Origin of the sequence: Pseudomonas sp. AL 58, from assembly GCF_036348395.1 — a bacterium.
Taxonomy (GTDB): domain Bacteria; phylum Pseudomonadota; class Gammaproteobacteria; order Pseudomonadales; family Pseudomonadaceae; genus Aquipseudomonas; species Aquipseudomonas defluvii.
In genome coordinates, this window is record NZ_JAZBQR010000040.1 from 1 (window position 1) to 9,568 (window position 9,568).

Here is a 9,568-nt window from a genome sequence, read left to right on the forward strand (position 1 = left end):
TCTGGCAACTGGTGCGCGTAGGCAGCGTTGTCGGCAACCAGCACCTTGCTGACGCCAGCGATGTTCGCAGCGGCCTGTGTTACGGCGCCAACGCCCTGACCAGCAACCAGTACGTGAATATCACCACCGATTTTCGCAGCAGCGGCAACAGTGTTCAGGGTAGCCGGGGCAACGGCACCGTTTTCGTGTTCAGCGATAACCAGGATAGTCATCAGATCACCTTCGCTTCAGTTTTCAGTTTCTCGACCAGTTCAGCCACCGATTTGACCTTGATGCCGGCGCTTCGGTTAGCTGGAGCGTCGACGCGCAGGATCTGTTGGGTAGACACAGTGGATACGCCCAGGGCGCTCGGGGTGACGGTTTCCAGCGGCTTCTTCTTGGCCTTCATGATGTTCGGCAAGGACGCGTAGCGCGGCTCGTTCAGACGCAGGTCGGTTGTGACGATAGCGGGCAGGTTCAGTGCAACGGTCTGCAGGCCGCCATCGACTTCACGGGTCACGTTGAGCTTGTCACCGGCGACTTCAACCTTGGAAGCGAAGGTGCCCTGGGCGAAACCGCTCAACGCTGCCAGCATCTGACCGGTCTGGTTGTTATCGCTGTCGATGGCTTGCTTGCCAAGAATCACCAGCTGTGGCTGCTCCTTATCGACAACCGCCTTGAGCAGTTTGGCCACGGCCAGGGAATTGAGCGCTTCATCGGCCTCGACCAGGATCGCACGGTCGGCGCCCAGCGCCAGCGCCGTACGCAGTTGTTCCTGAGCCGTGCTCGGGCCGATGGTAACGACGACGATCTCGGTCGCCACGCCTTTTTCCTTCAGGCGTACGGCCTCTTCCACAGCGATCTCGCAGAAGGGGTTCAGGGCCATTTTCACGTTAGTCAGGTCGACGCCGGAGTTGTCCGCCTTGACGCGAACCTTGACGTTGTAATCGACCACTCGTTTGACGCTTACCAGCACTTTCATAGCGCTCTCCAAAGGTGGTGCATCGTGATAGCGGGCAGTGACGGCAGCAGTGGGCCGCCCCGCGTGGATCGCGAATCAGATCGCGGTGGGTGGTGCCGACAGAATGCGTCGGGCAGGCGTTCGTTAGTGTGTTTCAGGGCCGCAGCAGTAATGCCGTGGCACCGTTTACGATACCGATGCCCCAGCGGTGTCCGAATCGTCCGTTCGGATCAGGTCAGGCCTTGTTTTCTGGCGCAATGCCGCCGCCAGCAGGCGGCGGCGTGGCCTTTTTCAGTGCCTTTTCAGTGAGGGTGCCCACTGGCGGCGGCGCGTACTTCCTTGGCGGTACAACCGAAGCGTTGGCGGAAGCTGCGGGCAAATTGAGCCTGATCACTGAAGCCCCAGCGCATTGCCAGTTCGCCGATGGACAAGTGGCAATAAGGGTCATGCAGGTCTCTGTGCACCGCTTCAAGACGCCGTAGGCGGATCCACTCGCTGAGGCTGTAGGGGGTGGCCGTGAACAGTTTGTGCAGATAACGCACCGACAGCTTGCAGGCGTCAGCGATCATTTGCGGGGCGAGATCCGGGTTGCCCAACTGTTGCTCGACGTAGTGTTCAATACGCTGCAAATGCAGGGCAGCCAGGCTTGAACTTTCGCTGTTGAGTACCCGCTGGTCATCGCGTAGCGCCATCAGCAAGGTTGAGAGCGCTTGCTCCAGCAGCATATGGCGGGCGGTATCGTCGCATTCATCGAAGCGAGCCGCGCACATTGCCAGTTGGTCGACGAAGATTCGACCCAGCCCGCGCTTGGCATCGAAACACAGGCGGGTATAGCGCTCGGCGCCGCGCAGTTGGCCATGCAGGGCGCGTTCGGGAAGCTTGAACACCCACAGGTCGTTGTCGCTGGCGTAGTGAAAGCGGTAGGGCGCATCACCGCGCTCAAAGATAAACCCGCCAGGCTGGCAGTGCAGTACGCGGCCATCCTGCTCGAAGTGCACCTCGCTGCGGCGCGGTACCGTGACCAGGTAGCACGCCTCGCGGTCTTCACTGACCTGGGCCTTGCTGCGCGAGTAGCCCATTTGGGTGGAGCGCAGCCGTGACAGGGTCAACGCGGTGCTTTGGGTTTCCCACACTTGCAGGTTGCCACTGAAACGTGCGCCGGGATCGAAATTCAGTGACAGCGGGAAATAGGTACTGCCGATCGCCGCGGCCCAACGTGCCTGGCGTTCGTTGTCGGGCCAATAGCGGCTGCTGAGTGTGATTGCCATGGCCGATCCTCGTGTCTTTTTTATTGTGAGGACGGTGCCGGGGGTAAGCCCCCGGCACCGTTGCTTTGCCATAATTTGCCAATGCTTAGCTAAGGTCAATCACTGGGCGTCAGCCGGTAGGTAGCCGAAGGCGCCAGCGTGGCTTGCCAGCCCGGTGGCACGACGATATTGGTCGTCGCTTCCTCGATCACGCAGGGGCCTTGAACCGTGTGCCCGGCCTGCAGTCGATCACCGTTGTACACGGGGGTTTCCTGCCAGGCGTCTTGCGCGTCGAAGAGCATGGCCCGGTGAGCGATCGGGCTGGCCGGATCGAGGTTGGCCTGCACGGGCAGTTCCGGCATGGGTGGGCGCTGCAGGCGGGCGATCACCGAGCACTCCAGGTTGACCAGCTCTGCCGGGCTGTCCGGCTCGCTGTAGGAGAAGAGTGCCTTGTGTCGCTCATGGAACGCCGTGCGCAAGGCTTGAAGGCGCTCATGATCCAGCTGATCGCAGTCCAGTTCGACACTGCACTCGTGAACCTGGCCCAGGTAGCGGATTTCCAGGTTGTACAGGCATTCGACCGCATTGCCCGCACTGAAACCATCATCGCGCAGGTTGTTAAGGCCGCGTTCGCGCAGGGCGCGCAGGGTTTGGTTGAGCAGTGGCAGGTCGACCAGGTCGTCGTCCAGGCGCATGGGCAGGGTGCTCAACTGATCGTAACGGATGTCCGAGAGGATCTGCCCGAACGCGCACAGGCCGGAGGCAACTTTAGGGATCAGTACCACCTTGCTGCCGATTTCCTCGGCCAGGCGCATGACGTGCATGCCCGCTGCGCCACCGGCGCCGATCAGGGCAAAGTCACGGGGGTCGTAGCCGCGTTCGACCGATACCCGGCGGATGCCGCTGACCATGTTCAGGTTGACCAGGGTAATGATACCGATGGCCGCACGCTCGACGCTGATGCCCAGCGGTTCAGCGATCTTGTGGCGAATGGCATCAATCGCCGCTTGCCGGTTCAGGCGAATGCTGCCGCCCAGCAGCGCACCATCGGCCAGGTAGCCGAGTGCCAGGTTGGCGTCGGTGACGGTGGGTTCGACGCCACCTTTGCCGTAACAGACCGGGCCAGGGTTGGCGCCGGCACTGCGCGGGCCAACCTGCAACATGCCAAAGTCGTCCAGGTAGGCAATCGAGCCGCCGCCAGCGCCCAGCGTTTCGACCTGGATCATCGGTACGCCAATACGGTAACGCAGGAAGTCGGTGTCTTTGCTGAAGTTGGTTCGCCCGGACTTGCTCAGCGTGATATCGAACGAGGTGCCGCCCATGTCCACGGTAATCACGTTGTCGATGCCGAACGGCGCGGCCACGCACAGCCCGGCTTGTGGTGCGGACGCCGGGCCGGAGTTGATCGCATTGACCGCGCGCTCGCGCATCACGACACCCGGCGCCAGGCCACCATTGGACTGGAAGTAGCGGGTGGGTTGTTGCGCACCGAGCTCTTCGAACAGCGCATCGATCCGTTCGATGTAACGGCCCATGACCGGGCTCAGGTAAGCGTTGACCACGGTGGTCGAGGTACGGGTGTACTCGCGAATCTGTGGGAACACCTCGTTGCCGGTGCACACGAACACGCCGGGCAGGGCGTCTCGGACCATGGCTGCAGCGCGTTGCTCATGGCTGGGGTTGCGCACCGACCAGACGAACGAGATGGCCACGGCCTTGACGTCCTGCTCGCGGAAGTAGTCGATGGCTTCCCGGATGGCGTCTTCGTCAAGCGGGCTGTACTCGCTGCCGTCGCTGAGGATGCGGCCACCGACAGGGCGGCGCAGATGACGCGGTACCAGCATGTGCGCCGGCGGGTAGCTGGCATCGTAGCGGTGGCCATCCTCCTTGTGGCCCAGGCGGATTTCCAGGCTGTCTTCATGGCCCTCGGTGCACAGCAGGCCGACCTTGACGCCGGTTTTTTCGATCAGGGCATTGAGGGCCACTGTGGTGCCGTTGATGCATAGGTCGCAGTCGGCAATGATCTGCGCCGGTGTGCGGCCGATGGCGTCAGCGATTTGCGCCAGGCCATTGCGGATGGCGAGGGTGCCGTCCTGTGGCGTCGAAGGCGCTTTGAACAACTGAACGTTGCCACTGCGGTCAGCGAGGATGAAGTCGGTGAAGGTGCCGCCGGCGTCGATGCCCAGGCGATATTGCTGCTTAGTCATGGTAAAAGTCTCTGCATTGCTCAAGGGGCATCAATCAGTGTGCGGCGCGCATGGCGTGTGTCGCGGCTTCGTCGAGGTTGCCGTTGCTGTCGAGCACCACGCCGTATTCCAGGCGGGCGCCTTCAGGCGACACCAGACCGTTCAGCACGTCGTTCAATACCGTGGCGACAGGCCGGCGCATGGGGTTGCCGTAGCCACCACCCCCTGGATTGACGTTGATGACCCGCTCGCCCGGTTGGGCAGTCAGCAGTGCGTTGTAGGTAAAGTGGGCTTCCTCACCGTCGACTTTGCGGTGGATCAGGCGGCCAAGCTTGGGTTCGAGCAGGACGTTGGTCGCACCCGCAGCGCCCGCCGTTGGCAGTTGCCGGCCTTCACCAAACCCCACCACGGTCATGGCATGGTTCAGTGGCTCGATCTCGATGCGTGTGCCCGAGCCGCCTCTGAATTCCCCGGCGCCACCGCTGTCGGTCATCAGGCTGTAGCGGTGGATCAACACCGGGTAGGAGTACTCCAGCAGCTCGATATCACCGGACATCAGTGCACCGAAGCAGCACAGCGGGCCACAGGCCGGCCAGCCATCCATTTCCTTGTTCGCACCTGCGCCGGAAATGATCGAGGCCAGCACCATGGTCACGTATTCGTCGTTGCCGTTACGCGGATCGTGACCAGCAATGTTGATGCCGCTGGCGTGGCCCCAGGAGGCGGTGACCCGCTCCGGTGCGGCTTGCTCAAGCGCCTGGCGCACGGCGTCGGCGAGGGTTTCCATGGGCGTGGTGGTGCTGTTGACGTGCGGTGCGGGTTCCTGCGCGTTGCACAGGGTGCCTGGTGGCCCGAGGTCGACGCTGACGCAGCGGTAGAGCCCTTCGTTGTAAGGCGGTGGCACCTGGGCAAACATCATCAGCCCCAGGTACACCCCGGAGACCGAGTTGCCGGCATAGGAGTTGATGAAGTAGGGCACCTGTGGCGGGCTTTCGATCAGCACGTGGGCTTCGTCACCGCGAATCTCCACCTGGGCGGTGATCGACAGTTGGCCCAGGCCATGGCCTGAGTCTTCAAGCACCGCCGTACCGCTGTAGATACCGTCAGGTACGTCACGCAGCAAGGCACGCATATGGCGGTCAGCCATGTCTTTCAACTCGGCGATGCAGGCGCGAACCTGTTCCACGCCATAGCGGTCAAGCAGCTCGATCAAGTGCCGCTCGCCGACACTGCAAGCACCGTATTGAGCATTCAGATCACCTTCCTGGTAAGCCCGGGCGCGCATGTTGGTCAGCAACAGGTTGATGACGTCTTCGCGGCGCTGGCCTCTGGACCACAGCTTCACTGGCGGAATACGCAGGCCTTCGGCGTAGATTTCCTTGGCGTCCGGGTTGTAACCGGCCGGTACCGGGCCACCGATGTCGGTCAGGTGGCCTTTGCAGACCGTCCAGAACACCAGTTCCCCTTTGTAAAAAACCGGCTTGTACATGCAGCAGTCGAGAATATGACTGCCGTTGTAGGCAGGGTCGTTGTGATAGATCACGTCGCCTTCAAGGATGTCGTCGCCAAAGAAGCCGGCAACGCACTTCATCGCGGGGATCAGCGACCCCAGGTGTATGGGGATGTCCTGGCCTTGCAGGATCATTTCCGGCAGGTGGTCGAAGAGGGCGTTGGAATAGTCGTGTGCCAGGTTGAAAACACTCGAACGGCCGGTTTTTTCCAGCGTCAGGGTCATTTCCCGCTGCGCGGTTTCGAGTGCGCCTCGCACGACGGCCAGGGTGATCGGATCTACTGTACTCATGGGTCACCAAGAATCTTGTTGTTATCTGGGTGGGGCAGGACGGATGCCTGACCCACGACACAAAGCTACGCGTACCTCGAGGCGGCAGGCTTGTCGCCGCGTGCACTGTTTTTTGATACTGAGGGCACTGGTACTGTCGCGCGGGGTCAGAAGTAGTACCCAATGTTGGTGTAAAGCTGGTTCTCCCATTGATTGCTGCCACCCGCGCCCAGGCTCTGGGTGAAGCTGCTGCCACCGATGTACGGGTCGTTCTTGCCGTGCAGCCATTCCACGGCTATCCAGAGGTCCTTGAGTGAGAACGACGTGCCGAGAATGAAACGCTGGGAGTCATGGAACGCGCTGTCGCGCTTGTCGAAGAGGCTGTAGTTGCCGTACAGCTTGATGCCTGACAACCAACCGTATTTCCCGGCGATGTCATAGCTGAGGTCGGTCACATACAGGTCGCCCTTGGCCGCAACGTTGAACGTCGCGTCATAGCTGCCGAACGTGACGTACTTGTCGTTACCGGGATTTCTCGGCGTCATGTCCTGGCGTGTGGCCTGCAGTTGAACGCCCCAAGGGCCGTTCTTGCCCATGTAATGCACGGCCACGGCGTTACGTCGACCGCTGTCATGGGTGTCGCGGTTCTCCAGTTCCGAAGTAAGCGCCGATGCGCCGACCTCCGACTGCCAGTTGCCGAGCTTCAGGTTACGGGCCAGGCGTCCGACGACAATATTGCGCTCCTGGTTGCTGCTGCCGTCTGCCACATAGGTGTCGGCCTTGGCGACGCTGGTCGAATAGGTACGTCCACCGCGGCTGGTGCCCTGGCCCTGATCAATCGGGCGCAGGTAATAACCGGCCTGCAGGTTCCAGTCTGGGGTGTTCTGGATGTACTTGATGCCCAGGTCCTGAATGTCCTCCAACCCGATCACATTGCCCAGCGATTCAAAGAAGGGGCTGCCGAAGTAGGGCTGCAAGCCAAACGGAATGTGGTTCAGGCCGACCTGTACCTGTTGCGAATCGTTGAATTTGTAGCCTAGCCAGGCGTACTCGGGAAAAGAGATGTCGCCGATGCTGTCTGTGTAGGAAAAGGGGTAGGCATCTCCGTAGAAGCGGTATTTCGCGGCGCCTATCCAACTGCTGGAGGTGTAGGTGGCGGTCAGGAAAAACGTATCGAAGCTGATTTTTTCCAGGTCTTGATCCGGGTCGTAGTCAACACGCGCACGGATGGCGCCGCCAATATCCAGGTTTTCGTTGATGGCCACGGCAAACGCGGGAGCGCCGTACAGGGTCAGTAGTTGTGCAAAAACTGCAGCCGTCACCGTGCGATAGTTCACTGAACGCATGTGTATGTCCTTGGGTCTTATTGTTGTTTTAGGCGCGTAAAAAAGCCGAACCGCAGTCATCCCGCGGCTCGGGGAGGTAAAGCGCTTTCAGGTGCTGAAAAGGGGCGGTGTGAAGTGGTTGTCAGGAACAGTGCGGTCGCACGAACCAACTGCGTTTGGCACTGTTGAGCAACAGCCAATAGGCAGCAAAGGCACTGATGAACGTCACCGGGGCAGAAAAAGTGGCGAGCGTGGCGCTGCCCGAGTTGAGCAGGAGAATCCCCAGCCCGGCGGCGAAGAACCAGGCGCCAAGACCGCAAGGGTTTATCGCGCTGACACGTTCCAGTTCATACTCGATCTTGCCGTCGAACAGTTGGTGGTACTTGGGCGAGAAAATATGCGCCAGTGCAATCGCCACCCAGGCCACGACAAAGATGCTCTGGTAAGCCAACGCCTGCAGGATGTAGTCGAACACGTTCAAGCGCATCAGTGCGTAGACCAATGCCCCGACTGCGACTGCCCACGCGATGTAAGGCACCCTGGCCAAGCCCAGGCGGCCAAAGAAGGCTTGCATGTTGGTCGCCGCCAGGAAGAAGTTTGCCGAGTTGATGCGTGTTTGGCTTACCCAGACGAAAATCAGGCCCCACACCCCCATCAGCTCGACGATCGCCTTCACGACCGAAACTTCTGTCAGCCCTCCTGGCGTGGGAATCGTCCCGGCAATGAAAATTCCCACCAGGCCGTTGATGAGAAAGGTAAAGGTGTAGAACGGCAGGCCGAAGTTGAATCGGCTGTGGAAGGATACGTCCTGTTTACGGCCGAACCTGGCATAGTCCCAGGTGTACATCATCAGGATCCATACGCCCATGAAGTAGCTGAAACAGTGCCACCAGCCGTTTTCCACCGGGCCGCTTGCCGGCCCCATGTGCAACCACGCCGAACTGTAGCCGTATTCGGCGATGGTCATGATCACCAACGCAACCAGGCCCACCAGGTAAAACGGCAACAGCACCCCGTTGAGCTTGTCCATCCAGTTCTGCACGCTGCCGAAGATCAACGGCACGCTGTACAGCACAACCAACAGGTAGGCCTGATTCAACGACATTGACGACACGTAGTCATGAATGGCGATGGCAATGACCGAACCTTCAAAGACGCTGTAGTAGGTGGCCGTGGCGAAGAAGATCAGTGTGGCAAGGGTTGCACCGGTTCGCCCGAACAACACCCGGGAGAAAAGCGCTACCGAAAGCCCGGTTTTCATTGCATAGCGGGAGATGACGGTGTTGATAGCGGCATAGGCGATGACCGACAGCACCAGGCCGATAATGGCCTGCTCAGTGCCGAAGGTCATGGCCAGCGTGGCCGAGACTACTAGCCAGAACATTGCGCTGCAGATGCCCCACCAGGCCATCGTTAGCGATAGTTTACTGAGGCGATGCGTGTCCGGAACGGCAAAAGCGGTGCAGTCGGTACTGTCGACCTGTTTGGGGATGGGTGTGGCCATGGCTCTTCTCTTTATTGTTGTATGAAGAGTCGCGATTATAAAAAGGCTCATCCGCTGAATAATTGTGCTTGGCTGCACTGTCTTTTGCAGGTCAGCGCATTGAGACCCTGTGGAGCATTGGCTTGCCAACGATGTAGACGCCGCGCAGATCCTTGTAGGAGCCGGGCTTGCCCGCGATACAAACGCCGCGAACCCACTGACACCCCACCGACACCATCGCAGGCAAGCCTGCTCCAACAGAGCCCGCGCAGCCTGTAGGAGCCGGGCTTGCCCGCGATGCAGACGCCGCGAACCCACTGACACCCCACCGACGCCATCGCAGGCAAGCCAGCTCCAACAGAGCCCGCGTAACCTGTAGGAGTCGGGCTTGCCCGCGATGCAAACACCGCGAACCCACTGACACCCCACCGACGCCATCGCAGGCAAGCCAACTCCAACAGAGCCCGCGCAACCTGTAGGAGCCGGGCTTGCCCGCGATACAAACGCCGCGAAACCACTGACACCCCACAGACGCCATCGCAGGCAAGCCAGCTCCAACAGAGCCCGCGCAGCCTGTAGGAGCCGGGCTTGCCCGCGATACAAACGC

6 protein-coding genes and 1 pseudogene are annotated in these 9,568 nt (G+C 60.7%); all 7 read right to left on the reverse strand.

What is annotated here, in order from left to right:
- A pseudogene (locus tag UIA24_RS22645) lies at nucleotides 1–212 on the reverse strand (electron transfer flavoprotein subunit alpha/FixB family protein); the annotation flags it as partial.
- Nucleotides 212–961, reverse strand: a complete 750-nt coding sequence (locus UIA24_RS22650) for an electron transfer flavoprotein subunit beta/FixA family protein (protein WP_330523995.1) — start codon at nucleotides 959–961, stop codon at nucleotides 212–214. The gene UIA24_RS22650 and the pseudogene UIA24_RS22645, both read right to left, overlap by 1 nt.
- Before the next feature lie 281 nt (nucleotides 962–1,242).
- Entirely contained in the window at nucleotides 1,243–2,208 is a 966-nt protein-coding gene (locus UIA24_RS22655) for a helix-turn-helix domain-containing protein (protein WP_065762027.1), read from the reverse strand.
- Between the two features lie 95 nt (nucleotides 2,209–2,303).
- On the reverse strand, nucleotides 2,304–4,394 hold the full coding sequence (capA, locus tag UIA24_RS22660; protein WP_330523996.1) for a caprolactamase subunit alpha: 2,091 nt from the start codon (nucleotides 4,392–4,394) through the stop codon (nucleotides 2,304–2,306).
- Nucleotides 4,395–4,428: 34 nt separating this feature from the next.
- Nucleotides 4,429–6,174: a caprolactamase subunit beta gene (gene capB / locus UIA24_RS22665; RefSeq protein WP_102051483.1), complete on the reverse strand. Its 1,746-nt coding sequence runs from the start codon at nucleotides 6,172–6,174 to the stop codon at nucleotides 4,429–4,431.
- Nucleotides 6,175–6,320: 146 nt separating this feature from the next.
- Entirely contained in the window at nucleotides 6,321–7,499 is a 1,179-nt protein-coding gene (locus UIA24_RS22670) for a hypothetical protein (protein ID WP_102051484.1), read from the reverse strand.
- A 121-nt stretch (nucleotides 7,500–7,620) separates the two neighbouring features.
- Nucleotides 7,621–8,982 carry a purine-cytosine permease family protein gene (locus UIA24_RS22675; protein WP_099775122.1) on the reverse strand — a complete coding sequence of 454 codons (1,362 nt, stop codon included), beginning with the start codon at nucleotides 8,980–8,982 and terminating at the stop codon, nucleotides 7,621–7,623.
- Nucleotides 8,983–9,568: the final 586 nt, after the last annotated feature.